This window comes from Pseudomonas sp. BCRC 81390 (assembly GCF_030341915.1).
In the GTDB taxonomy this organism is placed as follows: Bacteria; Pseudomonadota; Gammaproteobacteria; order Pseudomonadales; family Pseudomonadaceae; genus Aquipseudomonas.
The window spans coordinates 32,689-49,690 of record NZ_JATAAG010000020.1 but is presented as its reverse complement, the minus strand read 5'-3'; the positions used below and the strand labels follow the sequence as shown (position 1 = coordinate 49,690).

The following is a 17,002-nucleotide window of genomic DNA, read 5'->3' as shown; positions in this document are numbered from 1 at the left end:
TTGGCCAAGAAGGGCTTCGCGCAAAGCATGAGTCGGAGAGGAAACTGCTGGGATAACGCCGTAGCTGAAAGTTTCTTCGCTACATTGAAGAGAGAGGAAGCCTGCGCGGTCTACCCCACAAAGAAACAGGCTCACCTGGCAATTGCCAGCTACATCCATGGGTTTTACAACAGCTGTCGACTGCATTCAGCACTGGGTTACCGTTCACCGAACGAATACGCAAAAGGCTTAAGGCAGTTGGCTCTGTAGCCAGCTTCTTGGCGTCCGCTGTCACGGGGCAGGCCCACCAAAAAACGCTGCGCTCCTATCATCCGGCCCCTACGCTGCGCTCCGGGGTTCCCTCACTCCGGCCTCCTGAAGTCGCGAAGATCAAGATCAAGATCAAGATCAAGAGCAAGAGCAAGAGCAAGAGCAAGAGCAAGAGCAAGAGCAAGAGCGGAGTGAGCAGGGTTTGGCTGTGGGGCTGGGTTTTGGCCGGCACAGACAAAACTCTACAATCCAAGTAAAGTGCCGCCCCCGCCGTTTTCAGCAAAAGGACTCCTTCCATGACAAACCCTTTGGACATCGCCGTCGTCGGCGCCACCGGCAGCGTCGGTGAAGCCTTGGTACAGATCCTCGAAGAACTGGCCTTCCCGGTCGGTACGCTGCACCTGCTGGCCAGCATGGAATCGGCTGGTAGCAGCGTGATGTTCGCCGGCAAGAAGCTGAAAGTGCGCGAAGTGGACAGCTTCGACTTCGCCCAGGTCAAGCTGGCCTTCTTCGCCACCGGCGCCGCTGTCAGCCGTAGCTTTGCCGGTAAGGCGTTGCAGGCGGGTTGTACGGTCATCGACCTGTCCGGTGGCCTGGACGACGCCCTGGCCCTGGTACCAGAAGCCAACGCCGCACGCCTGGCCGGCCTGGCGCTGCCCGCGCGCATCGTCAGCCCGTGCTCGGCCGCGGTGGCCATGGCCGTTGCGCTGGCGCCGCTCAAGGGCCTGCTGGATATCGAGCGGGTGCAGGTGATGGCGGCGCTGGCGGTGTCCGCGCAAGGCCGTGAAGCGGTCACCGAACTGGCCCGGCAAACCGCCGAGCTGCTCAATGCCCGGCCGCTGGAGCCACGCTTCTTCGACCGCCAGGTGGCCTTCAACCTGCTGGCCCAGGTCGGCGCCGCCGATGAACAGGGCCATACCGCGCTGGAGCGGCGCCTGGTCAACGAATTGCGCGTGCTGCTGGACATGCCGGAACTGAAGATTTCCGTGAGCTGTGTTCAAGTCCCGGTGTTTTTTGGCGATAGCTTCAGTGTGGCGGTGCAGAGCCGCCGCCCGGTGGACCTGGAGGCGATTCAACACGCTCTCGAGGCGGCCGACAGTGTCGAACTGGTGGAGCGCGATGATTATCCGACCCCGGTGGGTGACGCAGTGGGCCAAGACGTGGTCTATGTTGGTCGTGTACGGCATGGTGTTGATGAGGAGCAGCAGCTCAACCTCTGGCTGACCACCGACAATGTGCGCAAAGGTGCCGCGCTAAACGCTGTGCAAGTGGCGCAGTTGTTGATTAAACACATGCCGTAAAAGATACTGGCGAGCACTTTTGTCCTGCTCCGCATGCAGGTTTCAGGACGCTTCATACAAGGGAAGAGGTCATGCTTCGAATTCGCAAACTGGTTCTGGCCATGGCTGCAGCATCGGCGCTGTCGTCGGGCATGGCGAATGCCCTGGGCCTGGGGGAGCTGACCCTCAAGTCGGCACAGAACCAGCCGCTGGACGCCGAGATCGAGCTGCTGGACGTGCGCGACCTTACCGCCGCCGAAGTGGCGCCGAGCCTGGCGCCGCCGGAAGAGTTCAGCAAGGCCGGGGTAGCGCTGCCGCCTTACCTTGAAGACCTTACCTTCACGCCGGTGATCAACCCCAACGGCAGGAGCGTGTTGCGGGTTACCTCCAGCCAGCCGCTGCCGGGCCCGGTGGTCAAGTTCCTGGTTCAGGTGATGTGGCCGCAGGGCCGCCTGCTGCGTGACTACAGCGTGCTGCTCGACCAGGCCAAGGCCCAGGGCGACAAGCCGGCAGCGGGCAATGTCGCACCGGCAGTGACCGCTGCCGGCAGCTACACCACCCAGCGCCGCGACACCTTGTGGCAGATTGCCGCGCGCAACACCCAGGGTGGCTCGATCCAGCAGACCATGATTGCGATCCAGGCGCTGAACCCGGACGCCTTCATCGGCAACAACATCAACCAGCTGAAGGTGGGGCAGGTGCTGCGCCTGCCTGACCAGCAGCAGATCCAGAGCATCCCGCAGGGCGAGGCGATCAGCGAGGTGGCCGAGCAGTATGCCGCCTGGCGTGAAGGCCGCCGTCTGGGCCCGCGTGCCCGCCAGCTGGATGCCACCCGTCGTGGTGCCGCCGAGGCGGCACCGGCGCGTATCGCCCAGGGCGACAACCTGCGCCTGGTCAGCCCGGGCAACGCCGGTGCCGACCAGGCCAAGGCGCTCAGCGACAAGCTGGCCGTGGCCGAGGAAAGCCTTGACACCAGTCGTCGCGACAACGAAGAACTCAAGAGCCGCATGGCCGACCTGCAGAGCCAGCTGGACAAGCTGCAGCGCCTGATCGAGCTGAAGAACAACCAGTTGGCCCGCCTGGAGGCCCAGGGGGCAGCTGCCCCGGCCCAGCCCGCGGCCGATGCTCAACCGGTGGTCAAACCGGCGCCTGCCGCCGTGGATACCGCACCCAAGCCGGCGCCTGCCGCCGAGCCTGCAGCCGGCGAACAGCCTGGCAATGTACTGGATGAAATCACCGGCAACCCGCTGCTGCTGGGGCTGATCGCCGGCAGCGCGTTGCTCGTGCTTCTGCTTCTGCTGTTGCTGCTGGCGCGCAAGCGCAAGGCCCAGCAGGAAGCCGAAAAACACCTGCGCATGGCGCGCGCGCTGGAAGAAGAGCAGGCCACAGGCTTCGACAACGACAGCGCAAGCCTCGATGGCGTCGATGTTTCGGCCCCGAGCGTGACCCTGTCGCCAGCCGTGGTCGCCGCTTCGGCCGCCGCTGCCGCAGCAGCAGAGAAGCCGCTGGCGGCCGCCGTCGAAACGCAGCCCGAGGCACAGGCCGACCCGTACGCCGCGCTGCTGGAAGAGGTCGGGCAATGCCTGGCCGCAGGCCGCCTGAACCGCGCTGCCGACCTGCTGGAGCCCGCCGTGGCTGCTGCGCCGGAGCGTGATGACCTGCGCCTGCAACTGATGGACGTGTACGCCCGCCAGGGTGACCAGAGCGCGTTCGTCGAGCAGGAGCGCAAACTGCCGGCCAGCGAGCAGAACAGCGCCGCGGTCGCCGGCTTGAAGGAACGCTACCCGGCCATGCTCGGCCTGGCTGCTGCCGGCCTCGGTGCTGCGGCCCTGGCTGCCGAGATGGACGAACAGTATGTGCAGGGCTTGCTGCAGGATCAGCCTGAAACGCCAGCGCCTGCCGAAGTCGGCCTGGACGACTTGCCAACCCTCGAGCCGCAGTTGGCGGTCGAGCCGGAGGCCGCCACGCCAGCGCAGCCTGAAGCTGCACCTGAGCTGGATGCCTTCGATGAAGTGCCGACCCTCGATGTGCCGGGCCTGGACGAACAGGACCTGGACACTGCCTTCGACCTGAGCCTGGGTGATGACCTGCCCGAGGACAGCCCGCTGGCTACGCCGGGGCTGGACGAACCGGTGCTGGACGAGCCGGTACTCGATGAGCCCCTGCCGCAAGTGGCGCAGGAAGAACAACAACCGTTTGCCGTCGATGCCGAGCTGCAGGCCGATGCCGACGCCGATTTCGAGGCCATGCTGGCCCAGGCCGAAGCGCAACCTGCTGTCGACCTGTCCGATTTCGACCTCGATGTCAGCGAGCCGGTTGCCCCGGCTGCGCCGGCTGCCGACGAAACCCCGGTGGATGTCGCCGCGGAACTGGCTGCTTTCGACAGCGTGCCGGCGTTCGACCCATTGTCCGAGTTCGACCTGCCATCCGACTTCGACCTGTCGTTGTCGCTGGAAGATGATTCGCCAGCGGCGAAGAACTTCGCCTCCGAGCTGGACGATGTCAACGCCGAGCTGGACAAGCTGTCGCAGAGCCTCGAGTCGCCCTCGCTGGAGCCACATTTCACCAGCGAAGACGCCGCTGCCCAGCCAGAGCCCGAGCCGCTGGACGACCTGGACTTCGACTTCTTCTCCGGCAGCGACGAAGTGGCCACCAAGCTTGATTTGGCGCGTGCCTATATCGACATGGGCGACAACCAGGGGGCGCGCGACATCCTCGATGAAGTGGTCAAGGATGGTGATGAAAACCAGCGCCAGGAAGCCGAGGACATGCTTTCCCGTCTGGTTTGAGGCACACAAGGCTGGCCTCTCCGTGGAACCCGCGAAAAGGCCATCAAGACAATGCAGATCCGACGGCAGCCCAACACGGCTGCCGTTGTCGTTATAATCCCCGCCATTCCGTACACCCCACAGGTTTCATGCTCTTGGACATCATCGACACCGCCGCCGAGTCTGCGGCCGAAGGCTACTCTCGCATCGCCCTGGGCGTGGAATACAAGGGCGCGCGCTACCGCGGCTGGCAGCGCCAGGCCAGCGGCGTGCCAAGTGTCCAGCAAGCGCTCGAGCAAGCGTTGTCCAAGGTGGCCAACGAGCCGATTTCGGTCATCTGCGCCGGGCGCACCGACGCCGGCGTACATGGCTGTGGGCAGGTCGTGCATTTCGACACCCGCGCCGTGCGCGACGAGCGCGCCTGGAGCATGGGCACCAACTTCAACCTGCCGCATGACATCAGTGTGGTCTGGTCGCGGCCGATGCCGGCCGACTTCCATGCCCGTTTCAAGGCCTGTGCCCGGCGTTACCGCTACGTCATCTACAACGACCCGATCCGCCCCGCGCACCTGGCCGAGGAGGTCACCTGGAACCATCGCCCGCTGGATGTCGAGCGCATGGCCGAAGCCGCGCAGTGCCTGCTCGGCACCCATGACTTCAGCGCCTTCCGGGCCAGCCAGTGCCAGGCCAAGTCGCCGATCAAGCACATCTACCACCTGCGCGTTACCCGGCATGGCCAGATGATCGTGCTGGACATACGCGCCACGGCGTTCCTGCACCACATGGTGCGCAACATCGCCGGTGTGCTGATGACCATCGGCGCCGGCGAACGCCCGGTCGCCTGGGCGCGCGAGGTGCTGGAAGGGCGCAACCGTCGCGAAGGCGGGGTCACGGCGCACCCGTACGGGCTTTACCTGGTGCAGGTGGAGTACCCCGAGGCGTATGCACTGCCCAGCCGTTACATCGGCCCACACTTTTTGACTGGCTACGAGGCATTGGCTGACTGACGGGCCAAACGTCATTTGTTAACATCCGGCCTTTCACTGCCACCAGCAGGGTTCGCTGTCCATGAGCAACGTTCGCAGCAAGATCTGCGGTATTACCCGCATCGAAGACGCACTGGCCGCTGCCGAGGCAGGGGCTGACGCCATCGGCCTGGTGTTCTACACCAGGAGCCCGCGGGCGGTGGACGTACGTCAGGCACGGGCGATCATCGCCGCGCTGCCGCCATTCGTGACCACGGTGGGGTTGTTCGTCAACGCCACGCGCTGCGAGCTGAACGAGATTCTCGAAGCGGTGCCGCTGGACCTGCTACAGTTCCACGGCGATGAAACCCCGCAGGACTGCGAAGGCTACCAGCGTCCCTGGATCAAGGCCCTGCGCGTACGCCCGGGCGACGACCTGGAGGCGGCCTGCCAGCTGTACGCCGGGGCCCGTGGCATCCTGCTGGACACCTATGTGCCTGGCGTACCCGGGGGTACCGGTGAGGCGTTCGACTGGTCGCTGGTGCCGGCGCGCCTGAGCAAACCGGTCATCCTGGCCGGTGGGTTGTCTGCCGACAATGTCGGCCAGGCCATCGCCCAGGTGCGGCCCTACGCGGTAGATGTCAGTGGCGGCGTGGAGCAGGCCAAGGGCATCAAGGATGCGGCGAAGATCGAGGCCTTCCTGCAGGCGGTGAAACAGGCGTGATGGCAGATGTGACGGCTGGCTGCGCGCCATCGTCCATAGCTTTCGCAGCCCTGTGGGGCAGCCGTCAGCGTCTGTGGCGGCAGAACATACATTAGCGGTGGAGCGGCGCGCCGGAAGCCCCGGCGGTCGGTCCATCATCGTTTCATGAAAGATTGTGAGCTCAAGGGCAGGGCCGGCGCTACCGGGCCCGCCTGCCGATACTGGAGAAAGAAAGCATGAGCAACTGGTTAGTCGACAAACTGATCCCTTCGATCATGCGTTCCGAGGTGAAGAAGAGCTCGGTGCCTGAAGGCCTGTGGCACAAATGCCCGGCCTGCGAGGCCGTGCTGTATCGTCCGGAGCTGGAAAAGACCCTGGATGTCTGCCCCAAGTGCAACCACCACATGCGCATCGGCGCACGTGCGCGCATCGACATCTTCCTCGACGCCGATGGCCGTGCCGAACTGGGCGCCGAGCTGGAGCCGGTCGACCGCCTGAAGTTCCGTGATGGCAAGAAGTACAAGGACCGCCTGGCCGGCGCCCAGAAGCAGACCGGCGAGAAAGACGCGCTGATCTCCATGAGCGGCACCCTGATGGGCATGCCGATCGTGGTCAGTGCCTTCGAGTTCTCGTTCATGGGCGGCTCCATGGGTGCGATCGTCGGCGAGCGTTTCGTACGCGCCGCCAACTATGCCCTGGAGCACCGCTGCCCGATGGTGTGCTTCTCCGCCTCCGGCGGCGCGCGCATGCAGGAAGCGCTGATCTCGCTGATGCAGATGGCCAAGACCTCGGCCGTGCTGGCGCGCCTGCGTGAAGAAGGCATCCCGTTCATCTCGGTACTGACCGACCCGGTGTACGGTGGCGTTTCCGCCAGCCTGGCGATGCTCGGCGACGTGATTGTCGGCGAGCCGAAGGCGCTGATCGGTTTCGCCGGCCCGCGGGTGATCGAGCAGACCGTGCGCGAGAAACTGCCGGAAGGCTTCCAGCGCAGCGAGTTCCTGCTGGAGCACGGTGCCATCGACCTGATCATCCCGCGTGGTGAACTGCGCCCGCGTCTGGCTCGCCTGCTGGCGCAGATGACTGGCCAGGACACCCCGGCGCAGGCGCGTGAGGCGGCTACCGTCGCGTGATGACACAACGATCCTTGGGCGAATGGCTCGCCTACCTCGAGCAGTTGCACCCCACGGCCATCGACATGGGCCTGGAGCGGTCGCAAAAGGTGCTTGCCCGGCTGGCGCTGGGCAAGCTGGCGCCACGCGTGGTAACGGTGACCGGCACCAACGGCAAGGGCTCGACCTGCGCCTTCGTGGCTTCGCTGCTGCGTGCCCAGGGTTTGAAGGTCGGCGTGTACAGCTCGCCGCACCTGTTGCGTTACAACGAACGGGTGCTGATCGATGGCCAGGAAGCCAGCGATCAGCGCCTGTGTGACGCCTTCGCCGCTGTCGAAGCGGCGCGGGGCGATATTTCGCTGACCTATTTCGAAATGGGCACCCTGGCCGCGTTCTGGTTGTTCTACCAGTCGCAACTGGACGCGGTGGTGCTGGAAGTAGGCCTGGGCGGGCGCCTGGATACCGTCAACGTGGTGGATGCCGACCTGGCCCTGGTGACCAGCATCGGCGTTGACCATGTCGACTATCTGGGCGATACCCGCGAGCAGGTGGCCTTTGAAAAGGCCGGGATCTTCCGCCAGGGCAAGCCTGCCCTGTGTGGTGACCTGGATCCGCCGCAGCCGCTGCTGGACAAGGCCGCCGAGCTGGCTGCGCCATTGTTCCTGCGCGGGCGCGATTTCGACCTGGCCGGTGCCGATGGCCACTGGAGCTGGCGCGGTACGGCCGCGACGGGTGAGCCGGTAGCGTTGCCCGGCCTGCCTTTGCTCGACCTGCCGATGGAGAACGCCGCGCTCGCCCTGCAGGCCTACCTGCTGATGGGGTTGCCGTGGGACGCCGGGCAGATTCGCCAGGCGCTGCTGGATACCCGTATCACCGGGCGCCTCGATCGCCGGCTGCTGAGCTGGCAGGGGCGGCCGGTTGAGCTGTTGCTGGATGTGGGACACAACCCGCATGCCGCAGAATACCTGGCGCGACGCCTGGCAGCGCGACCACTGAGCGGGCGTCGCCTGGCAGTGTTCGGGCTGCTCGCCGACAAGGACCTGCCCGGCGTTGTCGCGCCGCTGCAGGGCCTGGTCGACGACTGGGCGGTGGCGCCGCTGGACACCCCGCGCAGCCGCCCGGCTGCCGAGCTGGTCGCGGCCTTGACGAACCTCGGCGCCGCGGTGAAGTCTTATGCCAGCGTCGACGCCGCCCTTGAAGGGCAATGCGCGCAGGCGACGGCGGATGACCAGATCTTGCTGTTCGGTTCGTTTTTCTGTGTTGCCCAGGCGCTGGAATGGCTGGAGCGGCACGCCCAGGAGGGTGGAGTAGATGGCAGTGCTGGATAAAGGGATGAAACAGCGCATGGTGGGTGCGTTGGTGCTGGTGGCGCTGGCGGTGATTTTCCTGCCGATGCTGTTCACCCGCGAGGACGAGATGCGCCAGGTGCACGTCGAGGCCCCGCAGGCACCGGCCATGCCAAGCCTGCCGGAAGTAAAGGTGGAGCCGGTCGCCGTGCCGGAGCCGCAGGCCATTGCGCCAGAGCCACAACAGCCACCGGTGGTGGTGGAGGAATCCACCGCACCGGCGAGCCCGCCCAGCCAGCCGATCACGCCGTCGCCGCAGGTGCAGGTGCAGGTGCAGGCTCAGCCGCCCAAGGCGCAGGCGCCCGCGCCAAAGGTCGAGCCCAAGCCGGCAGTGGTTTCGGCCCCGGCCGCAGCGGTGGCCAAAGCGGAAGCGCCATCGAAGATCGACGTCAATGGCCTGCCGGTCAGTTGGTCCATCCAGCTGGCCAGCCTGTCCAACCGCGCCGGTGCCGAGAAGCTGCAGCAAACCTTGCGTAGCCAAGGTTACAACGCCTATGTCCGCTCGGCGGGTGGCATGAACCGGGTGTACGTTGGGCCGTTGATCGAGCGCGCCGAGGCCGAGCGCATGCGCGATGCGATCAACCGTCAGAACAGCCTCAAGGGCTTTGTGGTGCGTTTCCAGCCCGAGCGCAGCTGATACTGGCCTCGGCCCCGTAGGCGTGGCCTCGTGTCGCGACCGGGCCGCTCCTGCAGAAGTCGTGCGTTTTGTTTTTGCGCGCGATACTTGTGGGAGCTGGCTTGCCGACGATGAAGCCAACACCAATCGACCTGACATTCCGCTTACCCAACCTCTCGCCGCTCTGGTAAAATGCGCCGCCTCAAACGTCTGCAGGCAGCACCGTGGCATTTACCCTGGTTGATTGGGCGATCATCGCGATCATCGCCGTCTCCACACTGATCAGTCTCAAGCGCGGCTTCGTCAAGGAAGCCATGTCCTTGCTCATCTGGATCATTGCCGGTGCGGTTGCCTGGATGTTCGGCGGCTCGCTCTCGGTATATCTTGAAAGCTACATCCAGACGCCGTCGATGCGTGTCATCGCCGGCTGCGCCATTCTTTTCGTCGCCACCTTGCTGGTAGGCGCCATGATCAACTTCCTCATCGGCGAGCTGATCCGCGTGACCGGGCTGTCCGGCACCGATCGTTTCCTGGGCATGGCCTTCGGTGCCGCTCGCGGGGCCTTGCTGGTGGTGGTGGCCATCGGGCTGATCAGCCTGGGGCCGGTTCAACAGGACACCTGGTGGCAGGAATCACGCCTGATACCACAATTTCTCTTGGTTGCCGACTGGTCGAAAAACCTGATCCTGGGTTTTACCGGCCAGTGGACACCCAGTGGGCTGATCGGCACTCCAGCTGATCTTCCGTTCAAGGAACAGTTGCTCGGGCCGGCAAAGCCCTGAGCGCTATTCACTCAAGTTTCGTCAAAGTAGGGGTTGCGTCGCATGTGTGGCATCGTCGGTATCGTCGGTAAGTCGAACGTCAATCAGGCGCTGTATGACGCGCTTACGGTCCTCCAGCACCGCGGCCAGGACGCTGCCGGTATCGTGACCAGCCATGACGGCCGGTTGTTCCTGCGCAAGGATAATGGCCTGGTGCGCGATGTCTTCCAGCAGCGCCACATGCAGCGCCTGGTCGGCAACATCGGCATCGGCCACGTGCGCTACCCGACCGCGGGCAGCTCTACCTCGGCCGAGGCCCAGCCGTTCTACGTCAACTCGCCTTATGGCATCACCCTGGCACACAACGGCAACCTGACCAATGTCGAGCAGCTGGCCAAGGAGATCTACGAGTCCGACCTGCGCCACGTCAACACCAACTCTGACTCGGAAGTGCTGCTGAACGTGTTCGCCCATGAGCTGGCCGTACGCGGCAAGCTGCAGCCGACCGAAGAAGACGTGTTCGCCGCGGTGTCCCATGTGCACAGCCGCTGCGTCGGCGGTTACGCCGTGGTGGCGATGATCACCGGCTACGGCATCGTCGGTTTCCGCGACCCCAATGGCATCCGCCCGGTGGTGTTCGGCCAGCGTCACACCGACGAAGGCGTGGAATACATGATCGCCTCGGAAAGCGTGGCCCTGGACGTGCTCGGCTTCACCCTGATCCGCGACCTGGCACCCGGCGAAGCGGTCTACATCACCGAAGAAGGCCAGCTGTACACCAAGCAGTGCGCCGACGCGCCGAAACTGCAGCCGTGCATCTTCGAGCACGTCTACCTGGCCCGCCCGGACTCGATCATGGACGGCGTGTCGGTGTACAAGGCGCGCCTGCGCATGGGTGAGAAGCTGGCCGAGAAGATCCAGCGCGAGCGCCCGGACCACGACATCGACGTGGTCATCCCGATCCCGGACACCAGCCGCACCGCGGCCCTGGAGCTGGCCAACCACCTGGGCGTGAAATTCCGCGAAGGTTTCGTCAAGAACCGCTACATCGGCCGTACCTTCATCATGCCTGGCCAGGCCGCGCGCAAGAAATCGGTACGCCAGAAACTCAACGCTATCGAGCTGGAATTCCGCGGCAAGAACGTGATGCTGGTGGACGACTCGATCGTGCGCGGCACCACCTGCAAGCAGATCATCCAGATGGCCCGCGAAGCCGGCGCCAAGAACGTCTACTTCTGCTCCGCAGCCCCTGCGGTGCGCTACCCCAACGTCTACGGCATCGATATGCCGAGCGCTCACGAACTGATCGCCCACAACCGCACCACCGAACAGGTGGCCGAGTTGATCGGCGCCGACTGGCTGGTCTACCAGGACCTGCCGGACCTGATCGAATCGGTCGGTGGCGGCAAGATCAAGATCGAGCACTTCGACTGCGCGGTGTTCAACGGTGAATATGTCACCGGCGACATCGACGAGGCCTACCTCGACCGCATCGAACAAGCCCGCAATGACCTGGCCAAGGTCAAGAACCAGGCAGTCAGCGCGATCATCGACCTGTACAACAACTGATTCGGGAGCGACGGCATGACGGATCAATGGGATGCCGGGCGGCTGGACAGCGACCTCGAGGGTGTCGGTTTCGACACCCTGGCGGTGCGCGCCGGCCAGCACCGTACACCGGAGGCCGAGCACAGCGAAGCGCTGTTCCTGACCTCCAGCTATGTGTTCCGCACGGCTGCCGACGCCGCCGCGCGCTTTGCCGGGGAAACGCCGGGCAACGTCTACTCGCGTTATACCAACCCGTCGGTGCGCGCCTTCGAGGAGCGCCTGGCGGCCATGGAAGGCGCCGAACAGGCCGTGGGCACGTCCACCGGCATGGCCGCGATCCTCGCCGTGGTGATGTCGCTGTGCAGCGCCGGTGACCACGTGCTGGTGTCGCAAAGCGTGTTCGGTTCGACCATCAGCCTGTTCGAGAAGTACTTCAAGCGCTTTGGCGTGCAGGTGGACTACGTGCCGCTGGTCGACCTGGCTGGCTGGGAAAAGGCCATCAAGGCCAACACCAAGCTGCTGATCGTCGAGTCGCCGTCCAACCCGCTGGCCGAGTTGGTCGATATCACTGCCCTCAGCGAAATCGCCCACGCCCACGGTGCCATGCTGGTAGTGGACAACTGCTTCAGCACCCCGGCGCTGCAGCAACCGCTGAAGCTGGGTGCCGACATCGTGTTCCACTCGGCCACCAAGTTCATCGACGGCCAGGGCCGCTGCATGGGCGGCGTGGTTGCCGGGCGTGCCGAGCAGATGAAGGAAGTGGTCGGTTTCCTGCGTACCGCAGGCCCGACCCTCAGCCCATTCAATGCCTGGATCTTCACCAAGGGCCTGGAAACCCTGCGCCTGCGCATGCGTGCGCACTGTGAAAGCGCCCAGTTGCTGGCCGAATGGCTGGAGCAGCAGGAGGGCGTGGAGAAGGTGCATTACGCCGGCCTGCCGAGCCACCCGCAGCACGAGCTGGCCAAGCGCCAGATGAGTGGCTTCGGTGCGGTGGTCAGCTTCGAGGTCAAGGGTGGCAAAGAGGGCGCCTGGCGCTTCATCGACGCCACCCGGGTGATCTCCATCACCACCAACCTCGGTGACAGCAAGACCACCATCGCCCACCCGGCCACCACTTCCCACGGCCGTCTGACGCCGCAGGAGCGTGAAGCTGCGGGCATCCGCGACAGCCTGATCCGCGTTGCCGTGGGCATGGAAGACGTGGCTGACCTGCAGGCCGACCTGGCGCGCGGGCTGGCGGCACTGTGATCGAGATCGGCGGCGCTGCGCCCGGCCACAACGGCCGGGTAGCCCTGGTCACTGGTGCCGCGCGCGGCATTGGCCTGGGCATTGCCGCCTGGCTGATCTGCGAAGGCTGGCAGGTGGTGCTCAGTGATCTTGATCGCCAGCGTGGTGCCAAGGTGGCCAAGGCCCTGGGTGGCAACGCCTGGTTCATTACCATGGACGTTGCCGACGAGGCCCAGGTCAGTGCCGGGGTTTCCGAGGTGCTGGGGCAGTTTGGCCGCCTGGACGCGTTGGTGTGCAACGCGGCCATTGCCAACCCGCACAACCATACCCTGGAAAGCCTGAGCCTGGCGCAGTGGAACCGCGTGCTGGCGGTCAACCTCAGTGGCCCGATGCTGCTGGCCAAGCACTGTGCGCCGTACCTGCGCGCGCACAACGGGGCGATCGTCAACCTGACGTCTACCCGGGCGCGGCAGTCCGAGCCCGACACCGAGGCCTACGCAGCCAGCAAGGGCGGCCTGGTGGCGTTGACCCATGCGCTGGCCATGAGCCTCGGCCCGGAGATCCGCGTCAATGCGGTGAGCCCGGGCTGGATCGACGCTCGCGACCCGTCGCAGCGTCGTGCCGAACCGTTGACCGAGGCCGACCATGCCCAGCATCCGACCGGCAGGGTAGGGACGGTGGAAGACGTGGCGGCCATGGTGGCCTGGCTGTTGTCGCGCCAGGCTGCATTCGTTACCGGCCAGGAATTCGTGGTCGATGGCGGCATGACCCGCAAGATGATCTACACCTGAGCATTCTGCATATCCTGTACTGACCTCTTCGCGGGCATGCCCGCGAAGAGGTCGGTGCAGCAAACCGACCTTTTTTGAAAAAAATTCAATGGGGCTATTGACTTAGCTTCACCACCTGCGTAAATTTCGCGGCCTCAGCGAAGCAAACGCAACAAGCAACATCGCGAGGGTGATTAGCTCAGCCGGGAGAGCATCTGCCTTACAAGCAGAGGGTCGGCGGTTCGATCCCGTCATCACCCACCACTTCCTGAGAAGTTCCTGGTGCTCAAGGTTTCGCAAGAAGCCGATAGCCAGAGAGGAACGCACTGCGCAGCGGTAGTTCAGTCGGTTAGAATACCGGCCTGTCACGCCGGGGGTCGCGGGTTCGAGTCCCGTCCGCTGCGCCATTTTTCAGTAACAGATGGGTGCCTGGCACCGGTCTGAAGTCGCAAGGCAAGCTGCCTTGGACTGATCCCAGTTTCAATCGGGCGCAAGCCTGAACGATACGCAGCGGTAGTTCAGTCGGTTAGAATACCGGCCTGTCACGCCGGGGGTCGCGGGTTCGAGTCCCGTCCGCTGCGCCATCTTCGTTTCAAGGTCCCTTGAACACCTTGAAGCAAACACGAGAGAAGCGATCCAGTCATCGCTTTTTTTGTGCCTGTCCTGAGGCCATCAAGCCGGAAGGGTAGACCCAGGTTTCAATCGGGCGCAAGCCTGAATGATACGCAGCGGTAGTTCAGTCGGTTAGAATACCGGCCTGTCACGCCGGGGGTCGCGGGTTCGAGTCCCGTCCGCTGCGCCATCTTCGCCTTGAGGCCCCTTGAACGCCTCGAAGCACGAAAAAGCGACCTCAGGGTCGCTTTTTTCGTTTCAGTGCCTGGCCATCGCCGGCCTTGGCCCAGATTTACACGAATCTGACAGACTCTTCACCGATCAGCGGTTCCTGTGCCTGCCTGCTGTGTTGCACAATAGGCACCTTTCTGACTTACCCGGAATACGCAATGACCAGATCTACCGTCTTTGGTGCGCTCGGGCTGGCCCTGGTGCTGGCGGGCGTGACCGGTTGTTCCTCGAAAAAAGCCGCCGTCTACGAGCATGAGAATTTCGATGACTCGGGCACCTTCTCGCGCAGCTTCCCGGTGAGCGATGCCGGCTCTTGCGAGGCCGCCCGGCGTGCCTTGCTCAGCCAGGGCTATATCATCACCAGCAGCGGTGCCAACCAGGTGATGGGCAACAAGAGTTTCCAGCAGAACAGCGAGAATCACCTGCAGATCAGCTTCAACGTTACCTGTGCGCCGGATGTGAGCGACGAGCAGCGCTCGACCATGTTCGCCAACGCCCTGCAGGACCGTTATGCCCTGAAGAAGTCCAACACCTCGGCCAGCCTGGGCGTTGGCGTGCTGGGTTCTGTGTCGATGCCGATCGGCTCCAGCGACGATTCCATGGTCAAGGTGGCCAGCGAGACGGTGACGGCGGCGCAGTTCTATGATCGCTATTTCGCCCTGGTGGAGAGCTATCTGCCCAAGCCCAAGCCGAAGCAGGCGAGCAAGGCCGAGGCCGAGGCGCCCGCGCCAAAGGTCGAAAAGCCTGCGGCTGACCTGGGGCTGCCGGAGCAGGCAGCGGCCAGCCCGGTGGCGCCCGCCCCGCCAGCCGCGCCTGTTACTGAGGCTGTGCCAGCGCCAGCAGCCATGGCGCCGGCCACTGAGGCGGTAGCGGCGCCAGCGGTGGATGACAGCCAGGGCTCGCAGCCAGTGGCACCGCCGGCCGAGGCTGCGCCGATTGAGGTGCAGCAACAGGCCCAGCCTGGCGAAGCCACTTCGCCCGCTCTATGAAAGCGCACGGTCGGGAACGAAAGAGCTCGGCCAGCAGCGGCCCGAAGAAATAAAGGCAGACGAGAGCTGCCCGTTCAATTCACGTGCTCGATGAGAAAATCAGCGACGAGTTTCTGAGCGTTGGTCAATATTCGGCTAGCCGCTACAAGTGCCAGTTCTGTCGAAGGCGGGACGCCAAGGCCTAACTCCGTGGATACAATCCGGTGATCCGGACGTATCGCATTACCAGGCAACAGGCTTAGGCCGAGATTGGCGGAAATAGCGGCTTGAATGCTCGTCAGGCTTGGCGATGCGAACGCGATTCGCCATCGCCTGCCGGCGAGCTCAAGGGCGCGGATAGCACGTTCCCTGTACAAGCATCCCGGTGCATACACTACAAGCGGAACGGTATCCTGATCCAACGGTAGGTCAGGCCCGGCGACCCAGCTTAAATGCTCTGGCCATAGGGCAATCGCTTCTCCATCGCCGCTGTTGCGCTTTACCACGGCCATGTCTAGCTCGCGGCGTTCCATCTGGGCGATCAGGCTGCTGCTTAATCCATTTGATATGTCGAGCCTGATGTCAGGAAAGCGCTGGTTGAAGCCAGTGATAAGCCTGATTAGCTGATCAATCGGGAAATCCTCAGGGATGCCGAGGCTGACCACGCCGCGAATGTCAGCGCAACTCATCATGTCCCCGACTTCCCGAGCAAGTCCTACCAATCGCCGTGCGTAACCCAGCAGACGCTCACCATCCTCGGTGAGCTGGACCGATCTGCATGCCCGTTGGCGAACGAGTAGCGCCCGCCCGACCTGCTCCTCGAGCTTCTTTATCTGCTGGCTGATGGTCGATTGAGTACGCTTCACTCGATCTCCTGCCCGAGTGAACCCTCCCGAATCGACGACAGAGACGAAGGTTTGCAAGAGGTCCAGGTCGATCATGGCGATTAATCTGCGTTTCGAATTATTTTTTCATCATAATTCAATTTTCAAATTTGGCACAGCGCGGGGATGATGAACTCGTACCAACAACGCAGAGTGCTATTTCCATGTCTCTTCATGATTTTTCCAAGCCTCAATGGCTGACTTTCGATTGCTACGGCACCTTGATTCAGTGGGATGAAGGGCTGCTGGATTACGTCCGCACGCTCCTCCAGCACAAAGGAATCATCCACCGTGAGGCGGAATTTCTGCGGGTTTATGATGAATACGAACACCGCTTCGAACAGCAGCCGTCCTTCATGAATTTTCGCCAGGTAACCGAGCAGTCGCTGCGCAGCACCCTGAGAGAGCTGGAGGTCAGCTACGAGGGAGGTGAGGCCGAAGCATTCGTCGAGCGGATCGGGCGCATGACGCCTTTTGCAGAGGTCGTACCTACCCTCGACTGGTTGAAGGCGCAGGGCTTCAAGTTGTGCATCGTCTCGAATACCGACGATGACATCATTGCAGGCAATGTCGCCCAGCTAGGCGGGCTGATTGACAGGGTCATCACCGCTCAGCAAGCCCAAGCGTACAAGCCTGACCCTCGCCTTTTCGATTTCGCTCACGAGCAGCTTGGTGTGAAACGCTCCCAAGTCCTGCATATCTGCGCAAGTCCCCATCTCGATCTGGTAGCTGCGCGGGATATGGGCTTCCGCTGCATCTGGATCGACCGAGGCACGAAACGCATGCCCCTTGCGGATTACAAGCCTGACGCCGTTTTCCCGACGCTGGATCCGGTTTGCAGCCTGTTTGAGCAACTTGGTTGGGCGCGCGCCTAGGGAGAAGGGGAGGGGTGCTTCAGGCTGCCGACAGGTGAGCGCTCCTCCCGGCGCCTCATGATTAGCTGCAACTCAAGTCATGGGCTGTAA

Annotated in this window: 15 protein-coding genes and 4 tRNA genes; 18 read left to right on the top strand and 1 reads right to left on the bottom strand. The window is 63.7% G+C overall.

What is annotated here, in order from left to right; translation table 11 throughout:
* The 17 genes from QSV36_RS10780 to QSV36_RS10700 form a co-directional block, all read left to right on the top strand.
* Positions 1 to 249: integrase core domain-containing protein (locus QSV36_RS10780; protein ID WP_289131582.1), on the top strand; the 249-nt coding region annotated here is incomplete at its 5' end.
* Positions 250 to 545: 296 nt separating this feature from the next.
* Positions 546 to 1,550: an aspartate-semialdehyde dehydrogenase gene (locus QSV36_RS10775; protein WP_289131581.1), complete on the top strand. Its 1,005-nt coding sequence runs from the start codon at positions 546 to 548 to the stop codon at positions 1,548 to 1,550.
* A gap of 71 nt (positions 1,551 to 1,621) precedes the next feature.
* On the top strand, positions 1,622 to 4,318 hold the full coding sequence (locus tag QSV36_RS10770; RefSeq protein ID WP_289131580.1) for a motility hub landmark protein FimV: 2,697 nt from the start codon (positions 1,622 to 1,624) through the stop codon (positions 4,316 to 4,318).
* A gap of 128 nt (positions 4,319 to 4,446) precedes the next feature.
* The gene (truA, locus tag QSV36_RS10765; protein WP_289131579.1) at positions 4,447 to 5,304 is read left to right on the top strand and encodes a tRNA pseudouridine(38-40) synthase TruA; all 858 of its coding nucleotides are present in this window, start codon (positions 4,447 to 4,449) and stop codon (positions 5,302 to 5,304) included.
* Between the two features lie 61 nt (positions 5,305 to 5,365).
* Positions 5,366 to 5,986 carry a phosphoribosylanthranilate isomerase gene (locus tag QSV36_RS10760; RefSeq protein WP_289131578.1) on the top strand — a complete coding sequence of 207 codons (621 nt, stop codon included), beginning with the start codon at positions 5,366 to 5,368 and terminating at the stop codon, positions 5,984 to 5,986.
* Between the two features lie 215 nt (positions 5,987 to 6,201).
* Positions 6,202 to 7,095 (top strand): acetyl-CoA carboxylase, carboxyltransferase subunit beta, encoded by an 894-nt coding sequence (gene accD / locus QSV36_RS10755; protein ID WP_289131577.1) that lies wholly within the window; start codon positions 6,202 to 6,204, stop codon positions 7,093 to 7,095.
* Entirely contained in the window at positions 7,095 to 8,402 is a 1,308-nt protein-coding gene (gene folC, locus QSV36_RS10750) for a bifunctional tetrahydrofolate synthase/dihydrofolate synthase (RefSeq protein WP_289131576.1), read from the top strand. Before accD ends, folC begins: the two co-directional genes overlap by 1 nt.
* Positions 8,386 to 9,057, top strand: a complete 672-nt coding sequence (locus tag QSV36_RS10745; protein WP_289131575.1) for an SPOR domain-containing protein — start codon at positions 8,386 to 8,388, stop codon at positions 9,055 to 9,057. The genes folC and QSV36_RS10745 overlap by 17 nt, the downstream gene beginning before the upstream one ends.
* A gap of 203 nt (positions 9,058 to 9,260) precedes the next feature.
* Entirely contained in the window at positions 9,261 to 9,818 is a 558-nt protein-coding gene (locus tag QSV36_RS10740; RefSeq protein WP_170028950.1) for a CvpA family protein, read from the top strand.
* Between the two features lie 42 nt (positions 9,819 to 9,860).
* Positions 9,861 to 11,366, top strand: a complete 1,506-nt coding sequence (gene purF, locus QSV36_RS10735) for an amidophosphoribosyltransferase (RefSeq protein WP_170028951.1) — start codon at positions 9,861 to 9,863, stop codon at positions 11,364 to 11,366.
* A 15-nt stretch (positions 11,367 to 11,381) separates the two neighbouring features.
* Positions 11,382 to 12,593, top strand: coding sequence for an O-succinylhomoserine sulfhydrylase (locus tag QSV36_RS10730; RefSeq protein WP_289131574.1), 1,212 nt, complete (start codon positions 11,382 to 11,384; stop codon positions 12,591 to 12,593).
* Complete coding sequence (locus tag QSV36_RS10725; protein ID WP_289131573.1) at positions 12,590 to 13,363, top strand: SDR family oxidoreductase; 774 nt, start codon at positions 12,590 to 12,592, stop codon at positions 13,361 to 13,363. The genes QSV36_RS10730 and QSV36_RS10725 overlap by 4 nt, the downstream gene beginning before the upstream one ends.
* 167 nt (positions 13,364 to 13,530) lie before the next feature.
* Positions 13,531 to 13,606: transfer RNA gene (locus QSV36_RS10720), tRNA-Val, on the top strand.
* Positions 13,607 to 13,672: 66 nt separating this feature from the next.
* Positions 13,673 to 13,749 (top strand) — tRNA-Asp (locus tag QSV36_RS10715).
* Between the two features lie 100 nt (positions 13,750 to 13,849).
* Positions 13,850 to 13,926, top strand: a tRNA-Asp gene (locus tag QSV36_RS10710).
* Between the two features lie 141 nt (positions 13,927 to 14,067).
* Positions 14,068 to 14,144: transfer RNA gene (locus tag QSV36_RS10705), tRNA-Asp, on the top strand.
* A gap of 199 nt (positions 14,145 to 14,343) precedes the next feature.
* On the top strand, positions 14,344 to 15,174 hold the full coding sequence (locus tag QSV36_RS10700) for a DUF2242 domain-containing protein (protein WP_289131572.1): 831 nt from the start codon (positions 14,344 to 14,346) through the stop codon (positions 15,172 to 15,174).
* A 74-nt stretch (positions 15,175 to 15,248) separates the two neighbouring features.
* Here the strand turns inward: QSV36_RS10700 and QSV36_RS10695 are convergent, their stop codons facing one another.
* A complete protein-coding gene (locus QSV36_RS10695) occupies positions 15,249 to 16,094 on the bottom strand; it encodes a LysR family transcriptional regulator (RefSeq protein WP_289131571.1) in 846 nt (281 codons plus the stop codon).
* Positions 16,095 to 16,201: 107 nt separating this feature from the next.
* On the opposite strand from QSV36_RS10695, the gene QSV36_RS10690 reads away from it, so the two are divergent.
* On the top strand, positions 16,202 to 16,912 hold the full coding sequence (locus QSV36_RS10690) for a haloacid dehalogenase type II (protein ID WP_289131570.1): 711 nt from the start codon (positions 16,202 to 16,204) through the stop codon (positions 16,910 to 16,912).
* Positions 16,913 to 17,002: the final 90 nt, after the last annotated feature.